This window comes from Sinomonas sp. RB5 (assembly GCF_054063535.1).
In genome coordinates this window covers 416,148-436,982 of the sequence record NZ_JBSSGJ010000001.1, presented here as the reverse complement: position 1 = coordinate 436,982, position 20,835 = coordinate 416,148, and the positions used below count along the sequence as shown (strand labels likewise).

General features: G+C 67.7%; 30 protein-coding genes. 4 read left to right on the top strand and 26 right to left on the bottom strand.

Annotated features, from left to right (window positions below):
- The first annotated feature begins 119 nt into the window (after window positions 1-119).
- From ACVWWH_RS02035 to ACVWWH_RS02025, 3 genes are read left to right on the top strand one after another with little or no spacing between them, the layout of a single operon-like run.
- Window positions 120-1,070, top strand: a complete 951-nt coding sequence (locus ACVWWH_RS02035; protein WP_084249566.1) for a carbohydrate ABC transporter permease — start codon at window positions 120-122, stop codon at window positions 1,068-1,070.
- Window positions 1,067-1,966 carry a carbohydrate ABC transporter permease gene (locus ACVWWH_RS02030; protein ID WP_457315414.1) on the top strand — a complete coding sequence of 300 codons (900 nt, stop codon included), beginning with the start codon at window positions 1,067-1,069 and terminating at the stop codon, window positions 1,964-1,966. The genes ACVWWH_RS02035 and ACVWWH_RS02030 overlap by 4 nt, the downstream gene beginning before the upstream one ends.
- Before the next feature lie 44 nt (window positions 1,967-2,010).
- Window positions 2,011-3,357, top strand: a complete 1,347-nt coding sequence (locus ACVWWH_RS02025) for an ABC transporter substrate-binding protein (RefSeq protein ID WP_457315413.1) — start codon at window positions 2,011-2,013, stop codon at window positions 3,355-3,357.
- An 80-nt stretch (window positions 3,358-3,437) separates the two neighbouring features.
- Here ACVWWH_RS02025 and ACVWWH_RS02020 read toward each other — a convergent pair whose 3' ends face one another.
- The 26 genes from ACVWWH_RS02020 to rpsJ form a co-directional block, all read right to left on the bottom strand.
- Window positions 3,438-4,361, bottom strand: a complete 924-nt coding sequence (locus ACVWWH_RS02020) for an NADP-dependent oxidoreductase (RefSeq protein WP_457315412.1) — start codon at window positions 4,359-4,361, stop codon at window positions 3,438-3,440.
- A 75-nt stretch (window positions 4,362-4,436) separates the two neighbouring features.
- Window positions 4,437-5,264, bottom strand: a complete 828-nt coding sequence (gene map / locus ACVWWH_RS02015; protein ID WP_457315411.1) for a type I methionyl aminopeptidase — start codon at window positions 5,262-5,264, stop codon at window positions 4,437-4,439.
- A gap of 89 nt (window positions 5,265-5,353) precedes the next feature.
- Window positions 5,354-5,926 (bottom strand): adenylate kinase, encoded by a 573-nt coding sequence (locus ACVWWH_RS02010; RefSeq protein WP_457315523.1) that lies wholly within the window; start codon window positions 5,924-5,926, stop codon window positions 5,354-5,356.
- A gap of 5 nt (window positions 5,927-5,931) precedes the next feature.
- Window positions 5,932-7,248, bottom strand: a complete 1,317-nt coding sequence (gene secY, locus ACVWWH_RS02005) for a preprotein translocase subunit SecY (RefSeq protein ID WP_066499488.1) — start codon at window positions 7,246-7,248, stop codon at window positions 5,932-5,934.
- Window positions 7,249-7,506: 258 nt separating this feature from the next.
- Complete coding sequence (rplO, locus tag ACVWWH_RS02000) at window positions 7,507-7,986, bottom strand: 50S ribosomal protein L15 (protein ID WP_066499489.1); 480 nt, start codon at window positions 7,984-7,986, stop codon at window positions 7,507-7,509.
- Window positions 7,986-8,192 carry a 50S ribosomal protein L30 gene (gene rpmD / locus ACVWWH_RS01995; protein WP_066499491.1) on the bottom strand — a complete coding sequence of 69 codons (207 nt, stop codon included), beginning with the start codon at window positions 8,190-8,192 and terminating at the stop codon, window positions 7,986-7,988. Before rpmD ends, rplO begins: the two co-directional genes overlap by 1 nt.
- A gap of 3 nt (window positions 8,193-8,195) precedes the next feature.
- Window positions 8,196-8,858 carry a 30S ribosomal protein S5 gene (gene rpsE, locus ACVWWH_RS01990; protein ID WP_174835348.1) on the bottom strand — a complete coding sequence of 221 codons (663 nt, stop codon included), beginning with the start codon at window positions 8,856-8,858 and terminating at the stop codon, window positions 8,196-8,198.
- A 26-nt stretch (window positions 8,859-8,884) separates the two neighbouring features.
- On the bottom strand, window positions 8,885-9,268 hold the full coding sequence (rplR, locus tag ACVWWH_RS01985) for a 50S ribosomal protein L18 (protein WP_066499495.1): 384 nt from the start codon (window positions 9,266-9,268) through the stop codon (window positions 8,885-8,887).
- Between the two features lie 2 nt (window positions 9,269-9,270).
- Window positions 9,271-9,807, bottom strand: coding sequence for a 50S ribosomal protein L6 (gene rplF, locus ACVWWH_RS01980; RefSeq protein WP_447419630.1), 537 nt, complete (start codon window positions 9,805-9,807; stop codon window positions 9,271-9,273).
- A gap of 18 nt (window positions 9,808-9,825) precedes the next feature.
- Window positions 9,826-10,224, bottom strand: coding sequence for a 30S ribosomal protein S8 (gene rpsH, locus ACVWWH_RS01975; RefSeq protein ID WP_066499502.1), 399 nt, complete (start codon window positions 10,222-10,224; stop codon window positions 9,826-9,828).
- Window positions 10,225-10,299: 75 nt separating this feature from the next.
- Window positions 10,300-10,878: a 50S ribosomal protein L5 gene (rplE, locus tag ACVWWH_RS01970; RefSeq protein ID WP_066499504.1), complete on the bottom strand. Its 579-nt coding sequence runs from the start codon at window positions 10,876-10,878 to the stop codon at window positions 10,300-10,302.
- Complete coding sequence (gene rplX / locus ACVWWH_RS01965) at window positions 10,878-11,240, bottom strand: 50S ribosomal protein L24 (protein ID WP_066499514.1); 363 nt, start codon at window positions 11,238-11,240, stop codon at window positions 10,878-10,880. Before rplX ends, rplE begins: the two co-directional genes overlap by 1 nt.
- A 3-nt stretch (window positions 11,241-11,243) precedes the next feature.
- Entirely contained in the window at window positions 11,244-11,612 is a 369-nt protein-coding gene (gene rplN, locus ACVWWH_RS01960; RefSeq protein WP_003803789.1) for a 50S ribosomal protein L14, read from the bottom strand.
- Window positions 11,613-12,049: 437 nt separating this feature from the next.
- Entirely contained in the window at window positions 12,050-12,208 is a 159-nt protein-coding gene (locus ACVWWH_RS01955; protein WP_457315410.1) for a hypothetical protein, read from the bottom strand.
- A complete protein-coding gene (locus ACVWWH_RS01950) occupies window positions 12,183-13,079 on the bottom strand; it encodes a hypothetical protein (protein WP_457315409.1) in 897 nt (298 codons plus the stop codon). Before ACVWWH_RS01950 ends, ACVWWH_RS01955 begins: the two co-directional genes overlap by 26 nt.
- 462 nt (window positions 13,080-13,541) lie before the next feature.
- On the bottom strand, window positions 13,542-13,832 hold the full coding sequence (rpsQ, locus tag ACVWWH_RS01945) for a 30S ribosomal protein S17 (RefSeq protein WP_066499517.1): 291 nt from the start codon (window positions 13,830-13,832) through the stop codon (window positions 13,542-13,544).
- Window positions 13,829-14,149 carry a 50S ribosomal protein L29 gene (rpmC, locus tag ACVWWH_RS01940; protein ID WP_066499519.1) on the bottom strand — a complete coding sequence of 107 codons (321 nt, stop codon included), beginning with the start codon at window positions 14,147-14,149 and terminating at the stop codon, window positions 13,829-13,831. Before rpmC ends, rpsQ begins: the two co-directional genes overlap by 4 nt.
- Before the next feature lie 2 nt (window positions 14,150-14,151).
- Window positions 14,152-14,568 carry a 50S ribosomal protein L16 gene (gene rplP, locus ACVWWH_RS01935; protein ID WP_066499525.1) on the bottom strand — a complete coding sequence of 139 codons (417 nt, stop codon included), beginning with the start codon at window positions 14,566-14,568 and terminating at the stop codon, window positions 14,152-14,154.
- Window positions 14,569-15,411 carry a 30S ribosomal protein S3 gene (gene rpsC, locus ACVWWH_RS01930; RefSeq protein WP_457315408.1) on the bottom strand — a complete coding sequence of 281 codons (843 nt, stop codon included), beginning with the start codon at window positions 15,409-15,411 and terminating at the stop codon, window positions 14,569-14,571.
- Window positions 15,412-15,777 carry a 50S ribosomal protein L22 gene (gene rplV, locus ACVWWH_RS01925; protein WP_066499533.1) on the bottom strand — a complete coding sequence of 122 codons (366 nt, stop codon included), beginning with the start codon at window positions 15,775-15,777 and terminating at the stop codon, window positions 15,412-15,414.
- A 53-nt stretch (window positions 15,778-15,830) separates the two neighbouring features.
- Window positions 15,831-16,112 carry a 30S ribosomal protein S19 gene (gene rpsS, locus ACVWWH_RS01920; protein WP_307114628.1) on the bottom strand — a complete coding sequence of 94 codons (282 nt, stop codon included), beginning with the start codon at window positions 16,110-16,112 and terminating at the stop codon, window positions 15,831-15,833.
- 12 nt (window positions 16,113-16,124) lie between these two features.
- Window positions 16,125-16,964, bottom strand: a complete 840-nt coding sequence (gene rplB / locus ACVWWH_RS01915) for a 50S ribosomal protein L2 (RefSeq protein WP_066499537.1) — start codon at window positions 16,962-16,964, stop codon at window positions 16,125-16,127.
- A gap of 30 nt (window positions 16,965-16,994) precedes the next feature.
- The gene (rplW, locus tag ACVWWH_RS01910) at window positions 16,995-17,303 is read right to left on the bottom strand and encodes a 50S ribosomal protein L23 (RefSeq protein WP_066499543.1); all 309 of its coding nucleotides are present in this window, start codon (window positions 17,301-17,303) and stop codon (window positions 16,995-16,997) included.
- Window positions 17,300-17,920: a 50S ribosomal protein L4 gene (gene rplD / locus ACVWWH_RS01905; protein WP_457315407.1), complete on the bottom strand. Its 621-nt coding sequence runs from the start codon at window positions 17,918-17,920 to the stop codon at window positions 17,300-17,302. The genes rplW and rplD overlap by 4 nt, the downstream gene beginning before the upstream one ends.
- A 4-nt stretch (window positions 17,921-17,924) precedes the next feature.
- Window positions 17,925-18,575, bottom strand: a complete 651-nt coding sequence (gene rplC / locus ACVWWH_RS01900) for a 50S ribosomal protein L3 (protein ID WP_066499546.1) — start codon at window positions 18,573-18,575, stop codon at window positions 17,925-17,927.
- A 21-nt stretch (window positions 18,576-18,596) separates the two neighbouring features.
- Window positions 18,597-18,905 (bottom strand): 30S ribosomal protein S10, encoded by a 309-nt coding sequence (rpsJ, locus tag ACVWWH_RS01895; RefSeq protein WP_043119398.1) that lies wholly within the window; start codon window positions 18,903-18,905, stop codon window positions 18,597-18,599.
- Window positions 18,906-19,288: 383 nt separating this feature from the next.
- On the opposite strand from rpsJ, the gene ACVWWH_RS01890 reads away from it, so the two are divergent.
- The gene (locus tag ACVWWH_RS01890; RefSeq protein WP_457315406.1) at window positions 19,289-20,785 is read left to right on the top strand and encodes a GH1 family beta-glucosidase; all 1,497 of its coding nucleotides are present in this window, start codon (window positions 19,289-19,291) and stop codon (window positions 20,783-20,785) included.
- Window positions 20,786-20,835: the final 50 nt, after the last annotated feature.

Genomic DNA, 20,835 nt, shown 5'->3' with positions numbered 1-20,835 from the left:
GAATTCCGGCCAAGGCCCCCGCTGGGCCGTGGTCCACTACTACGCGGGGGTTTCACGCCCATACCCCAGATCTTGAAGGAATGCTTGTCAATGTCCCATCCCGCTTGCAGGATTCATCCATGAGCGAGTCGACCTTGGAGCGTCACCAGGGCGCCTCCTCCCCTTCCCGTCCCGAGCGCAGGCGCCGCCGCTTCTCCGGCCGCAGCCGCCGCGACTTCTTCGTCTTCCTCGCGTTCGCGCTGCCGAACCTGGTCCTCATCGCCGTGTTCACCTACCGGCCCCTGTTCGCGAACCTGCAGTACTCGTTCCTCGACTGGACCCTCGGGTCCAAGACGGCCAGGAACATCGGCTTCGAGAACTACGCGACGTTCTTCGGCAGCGACGACGCCCCGCGCGTCCTCGGCACCACCGCGATCTTCACGGTGCTCACCGTGGGCCTGTCCATGGTGCTCGGCCTCCTCGTCGCGCTCGCACTGAACGCCAAGGTCCGTGGCACCACGTTCGCCCGGTCGGCGGTGTTCGCCCCCTACGTCCTCTCAGGCGTGGGCGTGGGCCTGGTGTGGATGTTCATCTTCGACCCCGGCTACGGCGCCCTTGCCTGGTTCCTGCGCACGTTCGGCGTCGCGAGCCCTCAGTGGTTCAACGACCCGCAGCTCGCGCTGACCATGGTGATCATCGTCTACATCTGGAAGAACCTCGGCTACTGCGCGGTCGTGTACCTCGCGGGCCTGCAGTCCCTCCCGGGCGACGTCATGGAGGCCGCCGCGATCGACGGCGCCGGGGCGACCCGCCGCTTCCTGAGCATCAGCCTCCCGCTGCTCTCCCCCACCACGTTCTTCCTGCTCATCACCACGATCCTCTCGAGCCTCCAGGCGTTCGACCTCATCCGCATCATGACCCCGCTCGGCAACGGCACGAGCACGCTCATCTACGAGGCGTACATGCAGGCGTTCGGCTCCTACAACCGGGCCGGCTACTCGGCGTCGATCTCGGTGATCCTGTTCGTGATCCTGCTCGTGATCACGGTCGTGCAGATTCGCTTCGTCGAGAGGAAGGTGCACTACGCATGACCGCCCCCGCACCCGTCACCGTCACGGAGACAGCCGGCGAGCCCGAGCGCCCCCGCCCGTTCTCGTCCCAGAACCTGGTCCGCACCCTCGCCGGCGGCTACGTTCCGCTCATCATCGCCACGCTCATCGTGGCGCTGCCCCTGCTGTGGATGGTCGTGAGCTCGTTCAAGACCCCCGGCGAGATCGTCACGACGGACCTCAAGGTCCTCCCCCAGTCGGTCAACCTCGACAACTACAAGACGGCGATGACCACAGTCCCGTTCGCGCGGTTCTTCCTCAATTCGACGATCGTCACGGCGGTCGGAGCGGTCGTGAAGGTGACCCTCGCCATCATGACCGCCTACGCGCTCGTGTTCGTGCGCTTCCCGTTCAAGAACATCGTCTTCATCCTGATCCTCGTGGCGCTCATGGTGCCCTCCCAGGTCGCGATCCTGCCCAACTACGTGCTCATCGCGAGCATCGGCGGGAAGAACACCCTGTGGGGCATCATCCTGCCCGGACTCGGCACGGCGTTCGGCACGTTCCTGCTGCGCCAGCACTTCATGACCCTGCCGGGCTCGATCCTCGAGGCCGCCGAGATCGACGGCGCGGGCCACTGGAAGCGGCTCTGGAGCATCGTGGTGCCGGTCTCGGTGCCCTCAATCGCCACTGTGGCGCTCGTGACGATCGTCTCCGAGTGGAACGACTACATCTGGCCGCTCATCATCACGGACAAGCCCGAGGTCATGACCCTGCCGGTGGGGCTGACCCTTCTGCAGAACTCCGAGAGCGGCACCGGCTCCTGGGGCATCCTCATGGCCGGCGCGGTCCTCGTGATCGTGCCCGTCCTCGTCATCTTCGCCATGCTCCAGCGCTACATCGTCGCCGGCCTCACCCAGGGCTCGGTCACCGGGTAGCGGACCGCTCCATCACCTTCCAGCACCTACGAAAGGCACAAGCAATGGCATTCCGACTCGATCGTCGGCACTTCCTCGGCCTCGCCGGCGCCAGCGCGTCCGTGGCGGCCCTCGCCGCGTGCGGCGGCCCCGACACCTCCGGCAGCAGCGCGAGCTCCGCGGTCGCCGACATCGACTTCAAGGACGTCAAGCCGGCTGCGTCGATCGACTTCTGGTCCAGCCACCCGGGCAAGTCCGAGGACATCGAGAAGCAGCTCGTGGCGAAGTTCGAGGCCGCGAACCCGGGCATCAAGGTCAACCTCGTCACGGCCGGGGCCAACTACGAGGAGATCGCCCAGAAGTTCCAGACCGCGCAGGCCGCGAACTCGGGGCTGCCCGGCGTCGTGCTGCTCTCCGACGTGTGGTGGTTCCGCTACTACATCAACGGCAACATCATCCCGATGGACTCCGCGATCAAGCAGCTGGGCATCAAGCTCAGCGACTACCGCGACTCGCTCGTGCAGGACTACCAGTACGCGAACAAGCAGTGGGCCATGCCGTACGCGCGCTCCACGCCGCTGTTCTACTACAACAAGGACCACTTCAAGGCCGCCGGGCTCCCCGACCGTGCCCCGGCCACGTGGTCCGAGTTCGGCGACTGGGCCACGAAGATCAAGGCCGCCTCGGGCGCCCAGTACGCGTACATGTACCCGGCGCTGGCCGACTACGCGGGCTGGACCCTGCAGAACAATCTGTGGGGCTGGGGCTCGGGCTGGTCCAAGGGCTGGGACATCACGTGCGACTCGGACGACGCCGTCGCCGCGATGCAGTGGATCCAGGACTCGGTGTACAAGGACAAGTGGGCCGGCGTGTCCTCGAAGGACTCCTCGGCGGACTTCGGCGGCGGCATCGCCTCGGCGACGATCTCCTCGACGGGCTCCCTCGTGGGCGTGCTCAAGACGGCCAAGTTCAACGTGGGCGTCGGCTTCCTCCCCGGCGGCCCCAAGGCGACCAAGCCGGTGTGCCCCACGGGCGGCGCGGGCCTCGGCATCCCCTCCGGGATCTCCAAGGAGCAGCAGCTCGCCGCGGCGATGTTCATCAAGTTCGTCGGCCAGCCGGAGAACGCAGCGGCCTTCTCCGGGGCCACGGGGTACATGCCGGTCAACAAGTCCGCGGACATGACGGCCGTGCTGGCCAAGACCCCGCAGATCCAGACGGCGATCGACCAGCTCGCCGTGACCAAGGTCCAGGACAACGCGCGCGTGTTCCTGCCCGGCGCCGACCAGGAGATGGCCAAGGCCGTCTCGAAGATCGTCACCCAGCAGGCCGACGTGAAGTCCACCATGGGCGACCTGAAGAAGACGCTGCAGGGCATCTACGACAAGGACGTGAAGCCCAAGCTCAAGGCGTAGCGCACCCCGGCCACGCACGACGGCGCCGCCCACCTTCCGAAGGGGGCGGCGCCGTCGTGCGTCAGGCGGGTCGCGTCACGTCAGGGGCGGACCACGAGCTTGCCGCGCACGTGGCCGCCCTCAAGGGTCCGGTACGCGTCGGCCGCCTGCGCGAGCTCGACGACGTCCGCGACCTCGACCTTGAGCCTGCCATCGGCGGTGAGCTGGGCGAGCTCGGCGAGGTCGGCCGCATCGGGGCGGACCCAGACGTACTGGCCGCCGTACTCGTCGCGGGCGGCGGGATCGGTGATGGAGGCGGCGGTGCCGCCCGCGCGCAGCAGCTGGGGGACGGTGTCCAGGGCGCCGTTCCCCACGAAGTCGAGGATCACATCGAAGCCCTCGGGGACGAGGGCGCGGGCGGCGTCGACCAGGCCCTCGCCGTACGCGATGGGCTCGGCGCCGAGGGAGCGCAGGTAGTCGTGGTTGCCCTCCGAGGCGGTGCCCACCACACGGGCGCCGGCGAGGACTGCCAGCTGGGTCGCGTAGGAGCCCACGCCGCCCGCGGCCGCGTGGATGAGCACGGTGGACCCGGCGGCGACCCCGGCCCGGCGCACGGTCTGCAGCGCGGTGAGGCCCGCGAGCGGCAGCGCCGCGGCGTCCTCGAAGCTGAGGCCCTCGGGCTTGCGGGCCGCGGTGCGCACGGGCACCTCGACGAGCTCGGCGAGGGTGCCGCCGGAGATGACGTCCTTGCGGGCGTAGGCGAGGATCTCGTCGCCCACCGCGAACTCCGGGGTGTCCAGCCCGGCCTTGACCACGACGCCGGCCACGTCCCAGCCCGGGACCACGGGGAAGACGGCGTCGATCACGCCCTGCAGGTAGCCCTCGCGCACCTTGTAGTCCACGGGGTTCAGGCTCGCGGCCTTCACCTCGACGAGCACCGAGTCGGAGCCCGGGTGCGGGTCGGGGAGGTCCTTGAGCTCGAGGACGTCGGCGGATCCGAAGTGGTCGTATGCAATGGCCTTCATACCCGGGCCCAACGCGGTGCTACCGGCGGGTATTCCCCGGCGGGGCGGCCGGCCTCCGCGGAACCAGCGGGGACATCAGGCCGGGATCGGCACAGGCGTCACGCCGAGGGGCGCGAGCTCGGAGGCGCCGCCGTCGGGGGCCGTGAGCACCCAGATGCCCCCGCTGTGGCGCGCCACGGAGTGCTCCCACTGGGACGCCCGCGAGCCGTCCGTCGTGACGACGGTCCACTCGTCGCCCAGGGTCTTCGTCTCGATCGAGCCCCGGACGAGCATCGGCTCGATCGCGAGGGCCATGCCGGGCTTGATCTTCGCCCCGCGGTGGCCGGTGCGGTAGTTGAGCACGTCCGGCGCCATGTGCATCGCCGAGCCGATGCCGTGGCCCACGTAGTCCTCGAGGATCCCCAGCGGCGCTCCCTCCTGGGCCGAGACGAAGTCGTCGATCGCGTCCCCGATCTCGCCCACGTAGGAGGCGCGCGCGAAGGCCGCGATGCCGGCCCACATGGCCGCGCGCGTCACCTCGGACAGGCGCACGTCCTCGGGGTCGCCCTCCCCCACGATCACCGTCCGCGCCGAGTCGGCGTTCCAGCCGCGCACCACGCAGCCGCCGTCGATCGAGAGCACGTCGCCCTCGGCGAGCCGGCGCGGTCCGGGGATGCCGTGCACCACCTCGTCATTGACGGAGACGCAGATGTGCTTGGGGTAGCCGTAGTAGCCGAGGAAGTTGTACTGGGCGCCCGCGGCGTCGACCACCTCGGCGAACGCGGCGTCGAGCTCGTCCGTCGTCACCCCGGGAGCCACGGCCGCCACCGCGGCGTCGAGGGCGCGGCTGAGCAGCACCCCGGCCTCCGCCATGATCCGCAGCTGCCCGTTGTTCTTGTACTCGATCTTCCGCTGGCTGCCCACGATGGGCTCCTCCCTCACAAAGTGCGTGCGGCGCCGCCCGGGGGGGGAATCCCACCGGACGGCGCCGCACGTCGTACTGCTGAAACCGCCTACGAGGCGGACTTGACGGACTCGATGGCCGCCAGGACCCGCTCGGTGACCTCGTCAATGGCGCCGATGCCGTCGACTTTGGTCAGCGTGCCGCGGTCCGCGTACTGGGACACGACCGCCTCGGTCTGCGTGTGGTAGAGCTCGAGGCGGTGACGGATCACGTCCTCGGTGTCGTCGCTGCGGCCCGTCTCCTTGGCGCGGCCCAGCAGGCGGGCGACCAGCTCGTCGTCGTCCGCGGTCAGCTGGAGCACGACGTCGAGCGACTGCCCCTTCTCGGCCAGGATGCCGTCGAGGTACTCGACCTGCGCGACGGTGCGCGGGTACCCGTCGAGGAGGAAACCGCTGGTCGTGTCGTCCTCCGTGAGGCGGTCGCGGACCATCTTGTTCGTCACCGAGTCGGGGACGAAGTCGCCGGCATCCATGTACTTCTTCGCCTCGACGCCGAGCGGGGTCTGCTCCTTGACGTTGTAGCGGAAGATGTCGCCCGTGGAGATCGCGACGATACCGAGGCGGTCCGAGATTCGTTCCGCCTGGGTACCCTTGCCGGAACCGGGAGGGCCAATAAGGAGCATTCTCGTCATCGCAGTAGTCCTTCGTAGTGTCGCTGTTGGAGCTGCGCATCAATCTGCTTGACCGTCTCCAGGCCGACGCCCACCACGATCAGGATCGACGTGCCGCCGAACGGGAAGTTCTGGTTGGCATTGACGAGCACCAGGGCGATGAGCGGGATCAGAGCCACGATGCCGAGGTACAGGGCACCCGGCAGCGTGATGCGCGAGAGTACGTACTGCAGATAGTCCGCAGTGGGCCGGCCGGCACGGATGCCGGGGATGAACCCGCCGTACTTCTTCATGTTGTCGGAGACCTCTTCAGGGTTGAAGGTGATCGCGACGTAGAAGTAGGTGAAGAACACGATCATCACAAAGTAGATGACCATGTAGACCGGATGGTCCCCGCGGGTGAGGTTGTTGTTGATCCACTCGACCCAGCCGGCCGGAGCCGAGCCGTCGTGCGGGGTGTTGAACTGCGCGACGAGCGCGGGGAGGTACAGCATCGACGAGGCGAAGATGACCGGGATGACGCCCGCCATGTTGACCTTGATCGGGATGTACGTGCTCGTGCCGCCCACGGTCCGGCGGCCGATCATGCGCTTGGCGTACTGCACCGGGATCCGGCGCTGCGACTGCTCGACGAAGATGACCAGCGCCATGGTGACGAGGCCGACCACCAGCACGATGAAGAAGGTGCCCGGGCCCTTGGAGGTCCAGATCGCGCCGAGGGAGGCGGGGAACTGCGCCGCGATCGAGGTGAAGATCAGCAGCGACATGCCGTTGCCGATCCCCTTCTCGGTCACGAGCTCGCCCATCCACATGATGAGGCCGGTGCCGGCGGTCAGGGTGATGACCACGAGGACCGTCGCGATGACGGACGTGTCCGGGATGATCTGCAGCTGGCAGTTCGGGAACAGCTGGCCCGAGCGCACGAGCGACACCAGCGTGGTGGCGTTCAGCAGGCCCAGCGCGATCGTCAGGTAGCGCGTGTACTGGGTGAGCTTCGTCTGGCCGGCCTGGCCCTCGTCGTAGAGCTCCTGGAACCGGGGGATCACCACGCGCAGCAGCTGCACGATGATGCTCGCCGTGATGTACGGCATGATGCCCAGGGCGAAGATCGAGACCTGCAGCAGAGCGCCGCCGCTGAACAGGTTCAGCATCTGGTAGATGCCGGTCGCCTGTCCGCTCACACCGGGAGAGAGGCAGGCCTTGACGTTCTGGTAGTTCACGCCCGGGGACGGAATGAACGCCCCGAGCCGGAAAATAGCGATGATGCCCAGCGTGAACAGCAGCTTGCGCCGCAGGTCGGGCGTCCGGAAAGCCCGGCCGATCGCAGAAAGCACGCTTCTCCTCCCCCGTGTCGAGGAATGTAGAGTCGACGCTCCGAGACACGGGTCAGTGCTCCGGAGTCTGAGGTCCAGCTTTTGAGTCTAGCCGCACGGGACCCCGAGCCGATAATCGCCCGGGCCGTCCTGCGACGAGCGGCACCCTCCGTGCGGTGGGCGCGCCTTAACGCGAGGGGCCCCGGCCGGCGTCGTGCGGTGTGCACGACGCCGGCCGGGGCCTTGCGCTTCACGGCGTCAGCCGCGCTCCGTCTCGTCTCAGAGGACGGTCGTGGAGCCGCCGGCTGCGGCGATCTTCTCCTCGGCCGAGGCCGAGAAGGCGTGCGCCGTGACATCGACCTTGACGGTGATGTCGCCGGAGCCGAGGACCTTGACCGGCTCGTTCTTGCGAACGGCGCCCTTGGCCACGAGATCCTCGACCGCGATGGTGCCGCCCTCGGGGAACAGCTCCGAGATGCGGTCCAGGTTCACGACCTGGAACTCGACGCGGAACGGGTTCTTGAAGCCGCGGAGCTTCGGCAGGCGCATGTGCAGCGGAAGCTGCCCGCCCGCGAAGCCGGCCTTGACCTGGTAGCGGGCCTTCGTGCCCTTGGTGCCACGGCCGGCGGTCTTGCCCTTGGAGCCCTCACCGCGACCCACACGGGTCTTCGCGGTCTTGGCGCCGATGGCCGGACGCAGGTGGTGGACCTTGAGGGCCGTGTTCTTCTCGGAGCTCTGCTCCTTGGCCTTCTCTGCCATTACTTCGCCTCCTCAACCTTCACGAGGTGCGGAACCGTGTTGATCATGCCCACGGTCACGGCGTCGGCCTTGCGGGTGACCGTGTGGCCGATCCGCTTGAGGCCGAGCGAACGCAGGGTCTCGCGGTGGTTCTGCTTGGCGCCGATGACGCCCTTGATCTGAGTGATCTCCAACGTGGCGTCGGAGGGAGTCAGGTTCTTCGCCATGACTCATGCACCTGCCTTCGTGTTCTGGAGGTTCCGCACGAGTGCAGCCGGAGCAACCTCGTCCAGCGGCAGGCCACGGCGGGCGGCCACGGCCTGCGGCTCCTCGAGGCTCTTGAGCGCCTCCACCGTCGCGTGGACGATGTTGATGGCGTTCGAGGACCCGAGGGACTTCGACAGCACGTCGTGGATGCCGACGCACTCGAGCACGGCGCGCACCGGACCGCCGGCGATCACACCGGTACCCGGGGCGGCCGGACGGAGCATGACCACACCAGCGGCGGCCTCGCCCTGCACCAGGTGCGGGACGGTGGTGCCGACGCGCGGGACGCGGAAGAAGGACTTCTTGGCCTCCTCCACGCCCTTGGCGATGGCCGCGGGGACCTCCTTGGCCTTGCCGTAGCCGACGCCGACCATGCCGTTGCCGTCACCCACCACCACGAGGGCGGTGAAGCTGAAGCGACGGCCGCCCTTGACGACCTTGGCGACGCGGTTGATGGTCACCACGCGCTCGATGAACTGGCTCTTCTCGGCGTCGCGGCTGTCGCGGCCGCCACGGCCACCGCGATCGCCACGGCCCTGGCCGCGGCCCTCGCCACGACGACCGCCGCGGCGATCCTCGGTAGCGGGAGCGGAGCCGGCAGCCTCGGTTGCATTCTGCTCGGTCACGTTAACCTTCTCGTTGTTCTCAGCGGTCACAGGGCCAGCCCACCTTCACGTGCGCCGTCCGCGATCGCAGCCACGCGGCCGTGGTACTTGTTGCCACCACGGTCGAACACGACGGCCTCGATGCCCGCAGCCTTCGCACGCTCGGCGATGAGCTCGCCGACGCGCTTGGCCTTGGCGGTCTTGTCACCCTCGAACGAGCGGAGGTCGGCCTCGAGCGTGGAGGCGGAGACCAGCGTGACGCCCTTGCTGTCGTCGACAACCTGGACGAACACGTGCCGCGAGGAGCGGTTCACGACCAGACGGGGACGCTCGGCAGAGCCGACGACCTTCTTGCGGAGGCGGAAGTGGCGACGGGACCGAGCCTGCTGCTTGGACTTGGCGGCGCGCTTCTTGTTGATGCCCAGAGCCATGGTTACTTACCAGCCTTTCCGACCTTGCGGCGGACAACCTCGCCGGCGTAGCGGATGCCCTTGCCCTTGTACGGGTCGGGCTTGCGCAGCTTGCGGATGTTGGCAGCCACCTCACCGACCTGCTGCTTGTCGATGCCGGAGACCGAGAACTTCGTCGGTCCCTCGACGGCGAACGTGATGCCCTCGGGGGCAGTGATGTTCACCGGGTGGGAGAAGCCGAGCGCGAACTCGAGGTCCGAGCCCTTGGCCTGCACGCGGTAACCGGTGCCGACGATCTCGAGCTTCTTCTCGTAGCCCTTGGTCACGCCCTCGATCATGTTGAACAGGAGCGTGCGGGTCAGGCCGTGGAGCGAGCGCGAGAGGCGCTCGTCGTTGGGACGGGTCACCGAGAGGGTGGTGTCGTCGAGGGAGACCTCGATGGGGCTGGCCACAGTGTGGACCAGCTCGCCCTTGGCGCCCTTCACGGTCACGACGGGTCCGTCGATCTTGACCTCAACGCCTGACGGGACGGTGATGGGGAGACGTCCAATGCGGGACATATCTTCTTCTTCCTTCCCTTACCAGACGTATGCGAGGACTTCGCCGCCCACGCCCTTCTTGGAGGCCTGACGGTCAGTCAGGAGCCCCGAAGAGGTAGACAGGATGGCGATGCCGAGGCCGCCCAGGACGTGCGGGAGGTTCGTGGACTTCGCGTACACGCGGAGGCCCGGCTTGGAGATGCGGCGGACACCCGCGATGGAGCGCTCGCGGTTCGGACCGAACTTGAGCGTGAGGGTCAGCTTCTTGCCGACCTCGGCGTCCTCTTCCTTCCAGCCGGCGATGTAGCCCTCGGCCTTCAGGATGTCGGCCACGCGCACCTTCAGCTTCGACGACGGCATCGTGACGTCATCGTGGTAGGCCGCGTTGGCGTTGCGCAGACGAGTAAGCATGTCTGCGACGGGATCAGTCATAGTCATTGTGGGCTCATGCCCTTCCTCGTGCCGGTTTCCGTGCCGGGCTGTGCGCCCGATGCGGACCTGTCACGTAGCGATTCAGTCTTCGGTCTTGAACGGGAAGCCGAGGTGCTTCAGAAGCGCACGGCCCTCGTCGTCGGTCTTCGCGGTGGTGACAACCGTGATGTCCATGCCACGGAGGCGATCGATCTTGTCCTGATCGATCTCGTGGAACATGACCTGCTCGGTGAGGCCGAACGTGTAGTTGCCGTTGCCGTCGAACTGCTTGCCCGAGAGGCCGCGGAAGTCGCGGATACGGGGCAGCGCGAGGGAGACGAGGCGGTCCACGAATTCCCACATGCGGTCGCCGCGGAGTGTCGCGAAGGCGCCGATGGGCATGCCCTCACGCAGCTTGAACTGGGCGATGGACTTGCGGGCCTTGGTGACCTGCGGCTTCTGGCCCGTGATGAGGGTCAGGTCGCGCACAGCGCCCTCGATGAGCTTGGAGTCCTTCGCGGCGTCGCCGACGCCCATGTTGACGACAACCTTGACCAGGCGCGGGACCTGGTTCACGTTCTCGTACTTGAACTCCTCGAGGAGGGCCTGCTTGATGGTCTCCGCGTACTTCGCCTTGAGGCGAGGAACGACCTTGACCGGAGTCTCGACAGTCTCAGTCATCAGATGTCCTTCCCGGTGGCCTTGGAGTAGCGGATGCGGACGGTCTTCTGCACGCCGTCCTTCTCCACGGTCTCGAGGCGGAAGCCGACCCTGGTGGGCTTCTTGGTCTCGGGGTCCACGAGGGCCACGTTCGAGATGTGGATCGGGGCCTCGACCTGCTCGATGCCGCCGGTCTTGGTACCGCGCTGGGACTGGCCCACCTTGGTGTGCTTGGTCACGCGGTTGATGCCCTCAACCAGGACGCGGTTGTCCTCGGGGAACACCTTCAGGACCTTGCCCTGCTTCCCCTTGTCACCGCCCTTGTCCTGCTTGGTGCCGGTGATGACCTGGACGAGGTCGCCCTTCTTGATCTTTGCGGCCATGAGTCAGAGCACCTCCGGAGCCAGCGAGACGATCTTCATGAACTTCTTGTCGCGCAGCTCGCGGCCGACCGGGCCGAAGATACGGGTGCCACGGGGATCCCCGTCGTTCTTGAGGATGACTGCCGCGTTCTCGTCGAACTTGATGTAGGAGCCGTCCGCGCGGCGGCGCTCCTTCTTGGTGCGGACGATGACGGCCTTGACCACGTCGCCCTTCTTGACGTTGCCGCCAGGGATTGCATCCTTGACGGTGGCGACGATGACATCGCCGATACCTGCGTAGCGGCGGCCCGAACCACCGAGAACGCGGATGGTGAGGATTTCCTTCGCACCCGTGTTGTCGGCGACCTTGAGCCGCGACTCCTGCTGAATCACTTCTACTCCTAACGTCTCGCTGGTTCTCGCACCTGCGGTCCTGCTGCAGAGCGAGCCTTGCGGAACGGTTGATGGGGCGTCTCTCGACCCGCCTGGATGTGGCCAGAACGGGCCTGAATCACCGTGCCGCGCGCATGTGTCCCCTTCCTGCCCGAGGACAGCGCCGGGGCGCTCCCCTTCGGCAGAAGGGCATTATGCGGTGGCACGATGGTTCACGAGGTTTTCGACGGCATGGCGAAGCCAGCCGTACAAGCTCAATATCGTAGCACGGCGCGCGTTTCCAGCCCGAATCCCCCAGGCTCCCGCTCCGGGCACCCTGCCGTAGTCCGGTTCTCGCCGTGACGGCCGCCTTCAGGCGACTGCAGGGCGAGAAGTGCACTTCTCGCAGCCCCGAGGCGGCATGAGCTTCACGGCCAGCGGAGCCCGCGTCAGACGGGCTACAGGACAAAGGCCGCGTTGCGGGAGGCCAGGAGCCCGGCGCCGACCAGCATCGAGCGGAACCTCGCCGGCTGCTCGAGTTCTGCCCACGTCCAGCGGAGCACCGGGTGGCCCAGTGCGAGGAGCCTGTTCTCACGCTTCTTCTCCCTCTTGATCACCGCGACGGGGCTTTCGCCTCCGGTGAGCTCGGAGTCGAAGTACTTGCCCCACGTCGAACTCCCCCACCCGTTCCTTGCCGGAGGGCGTCGGGGCGGCCCCCGGTCCGGAGGGCCACGCGAAGTCAGTCCTGCCGATGAGGCCCTGTGCATCCACGTATTCACGCTGCAGAACGGGCTCAGGGAAGCCGAACCGCAGCATGAGCGCCCGGCTCACCGACTCGCCAGACGACTCGGCTCCAGCCCGTGCAAGCGATGCAACAGCCTCGCAGCGCCGTCGATGGGTGGCATGCCGCAGCGCAGTGATGGCCTCGAGGACAGGCGCCCGGTCGAGCAGAGGCGCCTCAGCGTCGAGGCGGAGCACTCCGTCGGCGACCGTGAGCGCGCGGGCGAACTTGGCGTGCACCATCGTCTCGACGAGAGCCTCCACGACGGGCACCGTGAGATAGCCGCGGACCTCCTGCGGCATGACGGTCGCGTGGAAGTGGCGTCGGAGAGGCGGAGGCGCCGATCCGAGGGCGCGAACCGAGCGCTCCGTCGCGCCCCGGACCGCGAACGACGACGGCCTGATCCCCAAGCGCGTGGTCGACGAGGTCGCGACGTCGATGGTCGGGGGCACCTTGACGACAGGGATGCCCCTGAGGAACAGCGCGGTCTCGCCGCAGAACACTGCGCCTGGATGCGTCCAGGCGTGGGCCGCTACTGCGAGCTGGAAGCGTTCGGCATCGGTCAGGGCCAGCCAGACATCCGTCGGGTAGTAGCAGCCCCGGCGGACCCTCACGAGGTCACCGGCGGCGAAGGCCCTCCGAGGATCCGAGTCACGGGCCAGCAGATCAAGGATGGCCATGTCCGAGGCCTGTCCGGGTGCGCTCATAGACCCATGCTGGCCGCCGCCCCGGGGCTGTCGACGCCGGCAACTGCTCATGTGGGCGACATGCCCTGCCCACCCCCTGTGGAGGACGAATTCCAGGCGCCCGTGGGGGAACCAGTGCGTGCTCCCGGAGTTCGCAGGTCTCCGTGAGGTCCTGATCGCGCGCGGGCTCGGCCTTGGGAAGTGCTGGTTCAGCTCAGGGCCCCGGCGAGAAGTGCACTTCCCGCCTCCAAGTCCGCGCAAGGAGGGCTGGACGGCGAGAGGTGGACTGCCGGTGGGAGCTTCGTGCCGAAGGTGCACTTCGGGTCCGGACCCGGCGCCATCGGATGGCGATCTGGCAGCGGGCGGCGGGGGCCGCCGTCGTGGGTCCCGGCGCCCCACCCACCCTCGCCAACGGCGACGGCCCGCCCCCTCGAGAGGGGACGGGCCGTCGGCACGGGTGCGGGAACCGCGAGGGGCGAAGGGTTACTTGGCCTTCTCGAGGATCTCGACGAGGCGCCACCGCTTGGTGGCGGACAGCGGACGGGTCTCCGCGATGAGAACGAGGTCGCCGATGCCGGCGGTGTTGTTCTCGTCGTGGGCCTTGCGCTTCTCGGTGCGGCGGATGACCTTGCCGTACAGCGAGTGCTTCACGCGGTCCTCGACCTCGACGACGATCGTCTTGTCCATCTTGTCGGACACGACATAGCCGCGGGCCGTCTTGCGGTGGCCGCGCTGCTCGGCAGCGTTCTCCGTCAGGTTCTTCTCTTCGCTCACTTGGCGTCCTCCTCGGCAGCCTCGGCCGGCTCGGCCTTGGCAGCCTTCTTAGCCGCCTTCTTCGTGTCCTTCGTCTCGGCGACCACGGGGGCGGCCTCGGCACGGATGCCGAGCTCGCGCTCGCGCAGGATCGTGTAGATGCGGGCGATGTCCTTCTTGACCGCACGGAGGCGGCCGTGGTTCTCGAGCTGGCCGGTGGCCGACTGGAAGCGCAGGTTGAACAGCTCTTCCTTGGCCTTCTTGAGCTCCTCGAAGAGGCGCTCGTTGTCCAGCTGGTCGAGCTTCTCAGCCGTCATGTCCTTCGAACCGACTGCCATTCTCATTCACCACCTTCGCGGCGCACGATGCGCGCCTTCAACGGGAGCTTGTGGATGGCGAGGCGCAGGGCCTCGCGCGCCACCTCGTCGGACACACCGGAGAGCTCGAAGAGCACGCGGCCCGGCTTGACGTTGGCGACCCACCACTCCGGCGAGCCCTTACCGGAACCCATGCGGGTCTCGGCGGGCTTCTTGGTCAGCGGACGGTCCGGGTAGATGTTGATCCAGACCTTGCCGCCACGCTTGATGTGACGGGTCATGGCGATACGAGCGGACTCGATCTGACGGTTGGTCACGTACGCCGGGGAGAGGGCCTGGATGCCGTACTCGCCGAAGGTGACCTTGGTGCCACCGGTGGCAGCGCCCGAGCGACCCGGGTGGTGCTGCTTGCGGTGCTTCACACGACGCGGGATAAGCATTTAAGCCTCTCCTCCTTCTGCTGCCGGAGCAGCGACTGCTTCTGCTGCAGGGGCAGCAGGTGCCTCGGCGGCCGCGGTGGCGGCCTGCGGCTGGCGGTCGCCAGACGGACGACGGCGGCGCTCGCCACCGGGGCGGCCCGCACGGTCGCCGCGGTCACCACGACCGCGGGACGGAGCGGCGGCAGCCTGGGCAGCCAGCTCCTTGGAGGTCACATCGCCCTTGTAGATCCAGACCTTCACGCCGATGCGGCCGAAGGTGGTCTTGGCCTCGTAGAAGCCGTAGTCGATGTTCGCGCGGAGCGTGTGCAGCGGCACACGGCCCTCGCGGTAGAACTCCGAGCGGGACATCTCGGCGCCGCCGAGACGGCCCGAGCAGGCGATGCGGATGCCCTTGGCGCCGGCGCGCTGCGCCGACTGCATGGCCTTCTTCATGGCACGGCGGAACGCGACACGGCTCGAGAGCTGCTCCGCGACACCCTGGGCCACCAGCTGGGCCTCGACCTCGGGGTTCTTGACCTCGAGGATGTTCAGCTGGACCTGCTTGCCGGTGAGCTTCTCGAGCTCGCCGCGGATGCGGTCGGCCTCGGCGCCGCGGCGGCCGATCACGATGCCCGGGCGCGCCGTGTGGATGTCCACGCGGACGCGGTCGCGGGTGCGCTCGATCTCGACCTTGGCGATGCCGGCGCGCTCCATGCCGTTGGTCATGAGCTGGCGGATCTTGACGTCCTCACGGACGAAGTCCTTGTAGCGCTGACCGGGCTTGTTGCTGTCGGCAAACCAGTGCGAGACGTGGTCGGTGGTGATGCCGAGTCGGAACCCGTGGGGGTTGACCTTCTGTCCCATTTACCGGACCTCCTCGTTCTCGGGCGTCGCGACGACCACGGTGATGTGGCTGGTGCGCTTCTTGATGCGGTAGGCGCGGCCCTGGGCGCGCGGCTGGAACCGCTTCATGGTCGGACCCTCGTCGACGAACGCCTCAGAGATGTAGAGGTCGCTCTCGTCGAACGCGACACCGTCGCGGTCGGCGAGGACACGGGCGTTGGCCACCGCGGACGCGAGGACCTTGTACACCGGCTCCGAAGCCGCCTGCTGGGCGAACTTCAGGATCGCCAGAGCCTCATTCGCCTGCTTGCCACGAACAAGGTTGACGACGCGCCGGGCCTTCATCGGCGTTACGCGGATGTGACGCGCAATTGCCTTGGCTTCCATTGCTTTCCTTCTCTTTCTCAGAGCTCAGCGCTGCTGCTGCCTTGCGGCAGGGATCAGCGGCGCTTGCCCTTCTTGTCGTCCTTCACGTGGCCGCGGAAAGTCCGCGTCGGGGCGAATTCGCCGAGCTTGTGCCCGACCATCGACTCGGTGACGAAGACCGGGATGTGCTTGCGTCCGTCGTGCACGGCGATCGTGTGCCCGAGCATGTCGGGGACGATCATCGAGCGGCGGGACCAGGTCTTGATGACGTTCTTGGTGCCCTTCTCGTTTTCCTTGGCGACCTTCACAAAGAGGTGCTGGTCAACGAAAGGACCCTTCTTCAGGCTGCGTGGCATGTGTCCAGGCTCCTATCGCTTGTTCTTGCCAGTACGACGACGACGGACGATGAGCTTGTCGCTCGCCTTGTTCGGGCGGCGGGTGCGGCCCTCGGGCTTGCCGTTCGGGTTGACGGGGTGACGGCCACCGGAGGTCTTGCCCTCACCACCACCGTGCGGGTGGTCCACCGGGTTCATGGCGACACCGCGGACGGTCGGGCGGACGCCCTTCCAGCGCATGCGGCCGGCCTTGCCCCAGTTGATGTTCGACTGCTCGGCGTTGCCGACCTCGCCGACCGTCGCGCGGCAGCGGACGTCGACGTTGCGGACCTCGCCCGAGGGGAGGCGGAGCTGGGCATACTTGCCCTCCTTCGCCACCAGCTGGATCGAGGCACCGGCCGAGCGGGCCATCTTCGCGCCGCCACCGGGGCGGAGCTCGACGGCGTGGATGACCGTACCGACCGGGATGTTCCGCAGCGGCAGGTTGTTGCCGGGCTTGATGTCGGCGTCCGGACCGGACTCGACGATGTCGCCCTGGGAGAGCTTGTTCGGCGCGATGATGTAGCGCTTGGTGCCGTCCACGAAGTGCAGCAGCGCGATGCGCGCGGTGCGGTTCGGGTCGTACTCGATGTGCGCGACCTTGGCGTTGACGCCGTCCTTGTCGTGACGACGGAAGTCGATCAGACGGTACTGGCGCTTGTGCCCACCACCCTTGTGGCGCGTGGTGATCTTGCCGGAGTTGTTGCGGCCGCCCTTCTTGGGGAGGGGGCGAACCAGGGACTTCTCCGGCGTCGAGCGCGTGATCTCTGCGAAGTCGGCCACGCTCGAGCCGCGGCGGCCCGGGGTAGTCGGCTTGTAGTTACGGATTGCCATTTACCTGTTCCTCGTTAAAGTGGTCTCCGCTCAGGCGAGCGGACCGCCGAAGATGTCGATCGTGCTGCCGTCCTTGAGAGTGACGATGGCACGCTTGGTGCTCTTGCGCTCGCCCCAGCCGAACTTGGTGCGCTTGCGCTTGCCCGGGCGGTTGAGCGTGTTGATCGAGTCGACCTTGACCGAGAAGATGCGCTCGATCGCGATCTTGATCTCGGTCTTGTTCGAGCGCGGGTCCACCAGGAAGGTGTACTTGCCCTCGTCGATCAGCCCGTAGCTCTTCTCGGAGACGACCGGCGCGAAGATGACGTCGCGCGGGTCCTTGTAGCTGGATGCGCTCACTTGGAGCCCTCCTCATTCTTGGACTTGGACGCCACGAACGCGTCGAACGCAGCCTTCGTGAAGACCACGTCGTCGGAGACGAGAACGTCGTACGTGTTCAGCTGGTCGGCGTAGATCGCGTGCACCTCGGTGAGGTTGCGGACCGAGAGGGCCGCCAGCTCGTCGGCGCGGTCGATCACCACGAGCAGGTTCTTCCGCTCGGAGAGGGCGCGCAGGGTCTCCATGGCGCCCTTCGTGCTCGGCTTCTCGCCGGAGACGAGGGACTCGACGACGTGGATCCGGCCGTTGCGGGCCCGGTCCGAGAGGGCGCCGCGGAGGGCAGCGGCCTTCATCTTCTTGGGGGTGCGCTGGCTGTAGTCACGCGGCACGGGGCCGTGGACGACGCCGCCGCCGGTCATGTGCGGGGCGCGGATCGAGCCCTGGCGGGCGCGGCCGGTGCCCTTCTGCTTGAACGGCTTGCGGCCGGCGCCGGAGACCTCGCCGCGGGTCTTCACCTTGTGCGTGCCCTGGCGTGCAGCGGCCAGCTGGGCGACGACGACCTGGTGCAGGAGCGGGATGTTGGTCTGGACGTCGAAGATCTCGGCGGGGAGATCGACCTTGACAGTAGCGTTAGCCATGAGTTCAGGCTCCCTTCACGGCGGTGCGGACGAGGACGACCGAGCCGCGGGCACCGGGGAGGGCGCCCTTGATGAGGAGCAGCGAGTTCTCGGCATCCACGGCGTGGACGGTGAGGTTCATGGTCGTCTGACGGACGTTGCCCATGCGACCGGCCATGCGGAGGCCCTTGAAGACGCGGCCCGGGGTGGCGCAGGCACCGATGGAACCGGGCTTGCGGTGGTTCTTGTGGGCACCGTGGGAGGCACCGACACCGGAGAAGCCGTGACGCTTCATGACACCGGCGAAGCCCTTGCCCTTGGTGGTGCCGACGATGTCGATCTTCTGACCGGCCTCGAAGGTACCCACGGAGAGCTCCTGGCCCACCTCGTAGGAGTCGGCGTCGGCAGTGCGGACCTCGACGAGGTGGCGGCGCGGCGTCACGCCGGCCTTCTCGAAGTGGCCGGTGAGCGGCTTGTTGACCTTGCGCGGGTCAATCTGGCCGTAGCCGATCTGGACGGCGGTGTAGCCGTCGGTCTCGGCGTTGCGGAGCTGGGTGACGACGTTGGAGTCGGCCTTAACGACAGTGACGGGGATGAGCTTGTTGTTCTCGTCCCAGACCTGGGTCATGCCGAGCTTCGTGCCCAGCAGGCCCTTCACATTGCGGGTAGCGGTCATAGTTCTCTCAGCACCTCCCTCTTAGAGCTTGATTTCGATGTTGACGTCGGCCGGCAGGTCGAGACGCATGAGCGAGTCGACAGCCTTGGGCGTCGGGTCGATGATGTCGATCAGCCGCTTGTGCGTGCGCATTTCGAAGTGCTCGCGGCTGTCCTTGTACTTGTGCGGAGAGCGGATGACGCAGTACACGTTCTTCTCCGTGGGAAGCGGGACGGGGCCCACCACCGTTGCGCCTGCGCGCGTGACCGTCTCAACGATCTTCCGAGCCGAAGTGTCGATGACCTCGTGGTCATACGACTTCAGCCGGATGCGGATCTTCTGTCCCGCCATATCGCCTGACTCGCTTTCGTCGTCTTAGCACTGCACTGTTCTGTTGGCTGTGGCTGCCGAAGCATTCAAGGTCACGACCACCACCGGCAGCACTGCCTGAATCCGGAATCCCGGGTTCCTCAGACAGCCGGCCTCTCCGACCCCCGCGGTCGGGCGTGTCGCGCCACTGGCGCACACGGTCCCCTAGCCTCTGTCGCGAAGGTGGGTCATATTTGGGCTCCAGCCTGGACCCTGCACCCGGCATTATCCGGATCGGGACACGAAGGAGCGCTTGAACAACTCATCTAGTCTGCCAGAGATCTCCGCCAGGCGCCAATCGAGCGCGGGCGGCCCGGCGGCGGCGCCCCATTGCCCTCGGGGACTGTGCTGAGGATCATAGTCCCATGCTCCCTGCGGACCAGTCACCGGCTCCCGGCCCCGACCATGGTCCCACAGGGCCGCTCAGTCCTGCCGCATCGGCCGTGGAGGCGCTGGCCGGCCGGATCCCCGACGGGTTCACGCTCGGAGTGGCTACGGCGGCATTCCAGATCGAGGGGGCCCTCGAGGAGGACGGCCGCGGCCCGTCCGGCTGGGACGAGTTCGCAGCGCGTCCCGGCATGATCGCCCACGGGGACTCCCCCGCCGTCGCGTGCGACCACTACCACCGCAGCGAGGAGGACCTGGCGCTGCTCACCGACCTCGGCGTGGACTCCTACCGCTTCTCGATCGCCTGGCCGCGCGTGCAGCCGGACGGGCGCGGCGCGTGGAACGAGAAGGGCTGGGACTTCTACGACCGCCTCATCGACGACATGCTCGCGGCAGGCCTCTCCCCCATGGCCACGCTGTACCACTGGGACACACCGCTCCCCCTCGAGCACGACGGCGGGTGGCTGAGCCGCGAGACCGCGGAACGGTGCGCTGCCTTCGCCGCCGAGGCCGGGCGCCGCTTCGGCGACCGCGTGGACCGATGGGTGACGCTCAACGAGCCGGTGTCGGTGACCCTGAACGGGTACGCGGTGGGCATCCATGCCCCGGGCAAGCAGCTCCTGTTCGACGCCATGCCCGCCGTGCACCACCAGCTGCTGGCCCACGGCCTCTCCGTCCAGGCCCTCCGCGCGTCCGGCGCCCGGGGAGCGATCGGGGTCACGAACATGCACGCCCCCGTGCACCCGGCGGGCGCGAACCCGCTCGACTGGATCCACGCGCGCGTGGTCGACCTCATGGTCAACCGGCTCTACGCGGACCCGATCCTCCTGGGCCGCTACCCGAAGCCGCCCTTCCTCGCGCGCCGGTTCTTCCACGCGCTGCGCGACCCGCGCCCGGAGGACCTCGCCACGATCCACCAGCCGCTCGACTTCTACGGCGTCAACTACTACTACCCCGCGCGCATCCGCTCCGGGCCCGGGCCGACACCGGAGGGTGTGAAGCCGACGAAGGCCATGACGAAGGTGCCCTTCCACCTCGCCGACTTCCCCGAGTACGCAAGCACCGGCTTCGGCTGGCCCATCTCCCCGAAGTACTGCGGGGTGGTCCTGTCCGAGCTCAAGAAACGCTACGGCGACGCGCTCCCGCCGATCTACATCACCGAGAGCGGGGCGAGCTTCCCCGAGCCCGCCCAGGCGGACGGGATGGTGTACGACGACGAGCGGATCGCCTACCTCGCCTCGCACCTCGAGGCGGCGCTCGCCGCCGTCGAGCCGGGCGGGGCCGCCGAGGGGGTCGACCTGCGCGGCTGGTATGTGTGGACGCTCATGGACAACTTCGAATGGGCGGCCGGCTACACGCAGCGGTTCGGGCTCGTGCACACGGACTTCGCCACGCTCGAGCGGACGCCCAAGGCCTCCTACTACTGGCTGCGCCGGCTCGCGCGGGCCAGGCACCGGCCCGCCGTCAGCGCCTGAGTGACAGAAGGACCCCGCCGCACAGAGTGCGACGGGGTCCTTCCAGATCC

Coding starts and splice junctions, on each gene's coding strand:
- ACVWWH_RS02035 (WP_084249566.1), top strand. CDS start 120: ATGAGCGAGTCGACCTTGGAGCGTCACCAGGGCGCCTCCTCCCCTTCC.
- ACVWWH_RS02030 (WP_457315414.1), top strand. CDS start 1,067: ATGACCGCCCCCGCACCCGTCACCGTCACGGAGACAGCCGGCGAGCCC.
- ACVWWH_RS02025 (WP_457315413.1), top strand. CDS start 2,011: ATGGCATTCCGACTCGATCGTCGGCACTTCCTCGGCCTCGCCGGCGCC.
- ACVWWH_RS02020 (WP_457315412.1), bottom strand. CDS start 4,361: ATGAAGGCCATTGCATACGACCACTTCGGATCCGCCGACGTCCTCGAG.
- ACVWWH_RS02010 (WP_457315523.1), bottom strand. CDS start 5,926: ATGCTCCTTATTGGCCCTCCCGGTTCCGGCAAGGGTACCCAGGCGGAA.
- rplO (WP_066499489.1), bottom strand. CDS start 7,986: ATGGCAGAGAAGGCCAAGGAGCAGAGCTCCGAGAAGAACACGGCCCTC.
- rpmD (WP_066499491.1), bottom strand. CDS start 8,192: ATGGCGAAGAACCTGACTCCCTCCGACGCCACGTTGGAGATCACTCAG.
- rplR (WP_066499495.1), bottom strand. CDS start 9,268: ATGGCTCTGGGCATCAACAAGAAGCGCGCCGCCAAGTCCAAGCAGCAG.
- rplF (WP_447419630.1), bottom strand. CDS start 9,807: ATGTCCCGCATTGGACGTCTCCCCATCACCGTCCCGTCAGGCGTTGAG.
- rpsH (WP_066499502.1), bottom strand. CDS start 10,224: ATGACTATGACTGATCCCGTCGCAGACATGCTTACTCGTCTGCGCAAC.
- rplE (WP_066499504.1), bottom strand. CDS start 10,878: ATGACTGAGACTGTCGAGACTCCGGTCAAGGTCGTTCCTCGCCTCAAG.
- rplX (WP_066499514.1), bottom strand. CDS start 11,240: ATGGCCGCAAAGATCAAGAAGGGCGACCTCGTCCAGGTCATCACCGGC.
- ACVWWH_RS01950 (WP_457315409.1), bottom strand. CDS start 13,079: ATGAGCGCACCCGGACAGGCCTCGGACATGGCCATCCTTGATCTGCTG.
- rpmC (WP_066499519.1), bottom strand. CDS start 14,149: ATGGCAGTCGGTTCGAAGGACATGACGGCTGAGAAGCTCGACCAGCTG.
- rplP (WP_066499525.1), bottom strand. CDS start 14,568: ATGCTTATCCCGCGTCGTGTGAAGCACCGCAAGCAGCACCACCCGGGT.
- rpsC (WP_457315408.1), bottom strand. CDS start 15,411: ATGGGACAGAAGGTCAACCCCCACGGGTTCCGACTCGGCATCACCACC.
- rplV (WP_066499533.1), bottom strand. CDS start 15,777: ATGGAAGCCAAGGCAATTGCGCGTCACATCCGCGTAACGCCGATGAAG.
- rpsS (WP_307114628.1), bottom strand. CDS start 16,112: ATGCCACGCAGCCTGAAGAAGGGTCCTTTCGTTGACCAGCACCTCTTT.
- rplB (WP_066499537.1), bottom strand. CDS start 16,964: ATGGCAATCCGTAACTACAAGCCGACTACCCCGGGCCGCCGCGGCTCG.
- rplD (WP_457315407.1), bottom strand. CDS start 17,920: ATGGCTAACGCTACTGTCAAGGTCGATCTCCCCGCCGAGATCTTCGAC.
- rplC (WP_066499546.1), bottom strand. CDS start 18,575: ATGACCGCTACCCGCAATGTGAAGGGCCTGCTGGGCACGAAGCTCGGC.
- rpsJ (WP_043119398.1), bottom strand. CDS start 18,905: ATGGCGGGACAGAAGATCCGCATCCGGCTGAAGTCGTATGACCACGAG.
- ACVWWH_RS01890 (WP_457315406.1), top strand. CDS start 19,289: ATGCTCCCTGCGGACCAGTCACCGGCTCCCGGCCCCGACCATGGTCCC.